The organism is Curtobacterium caseinilyticum (assembly GCF_030363035.1).
In the GTDB taxonomy this organism is placed as follows: Bacteria; Actinomycetota; Actinomycetes; order Actinomycetales; family Microbacteriaceae; genus Curtobacterium; species Curtobacterium caseinilyticum.
Genome location: NZ_JAUCMN010000021.1, coordinates 1 through 920 on the forward strand (window position 1 = coordinate 1; position 920 = coordinate 920).

Annotated in this window: 1 protein-coding gene; it reads left to right on the forward strand. The window is 67.7% G+C overall.

The genetic code is table 11. The features are described 5' to 3' along the window. Positions 1-144: 144 nt before the first annotated feature. A complete protein-coding gene (locus QUG93_RS15975; RefSeq protein WP_289475612.1) occupies positions 145-831 on the forward strand; it encodes a hypothetical protein in 687 nt (228 codons plus the stop codon). The last annotated feature ends 89 nt before the right edge of the window (positions 832-920 follow it).

Sequence of the window (920 nt, forward strand, 5' to 3'; positions counted from 1 at the left end):
CGAGGGTGTCGAATCCCTTGCATCAACCGGGAAACACCCGGAGCGCTCACCAGCCGCAGGTAGCTGGTTCTCCACCCCTTGCCGGGGTGTGTTCGGCGCGCACACAGGGAATCGCGCCGAGCGCGACAACGAAAGGGAAACACCATGCGCAAGTCCATGAAGACCTCGATCACCCTCGCCACCACCGGCGCGCTCGTGCTCACGGGTGCCGCGTTCGGTGTCACGACCGCGAACGCGTCGACGCCGAACGTGCAGACGGTGTCGTCCTCGTCCGAGGCATCGAAGATCCCCGCCCCGGTCGCTTCGGTGCCCGAGGTCCTCGGCGGCACCACCTCCGTCGCGCTCGACAAGGGCTTCACCGACGCGCTGACCTCGCTGAAGCTGACCCCGGGTGTGTCCGGTTCGGCGAAGCTCGAGAACGGTGCAGTGTCGTTCCCGATCACCACCGGCTCGGTCACGTACTGGTCCCCGGACGGCGACTACCGCCCCTACGTGCAGGGCCTGCTGAACCACAACGGGTCGGGTCTGACCCTGAAGGCCGGTGACACCACGGTCACGCTGGAGAACTTCGTCGTGAACCCGGGCTCGTCCAAGCTCTACGGTGACGTCCTGGTCAACGGCAAGCTCGCCGCGGCGGACGCGTACCTGTTCGAGCTGTGGGGTGGGTCGCTGAAGCCGCTGCAGCTCGAGGGTGACAACGCGATCCTGACCGGCACCACCGTCCACGTCTCCGAGGACGCTGCCGGCCTGCTGAACAAGACCTTCGGTACCGACGCCGTCAAGCGTGGCCTGCTCGTGGGCACCGCGACCATCACCGCCCAGATCAAGTAACACCCGCAGTACCCGCGGGACACCACCGCACCACGACGCGAAGGCGCCGCACCCCGACCCCGGGACGCGGCGCCTTCCGCACGTGCACC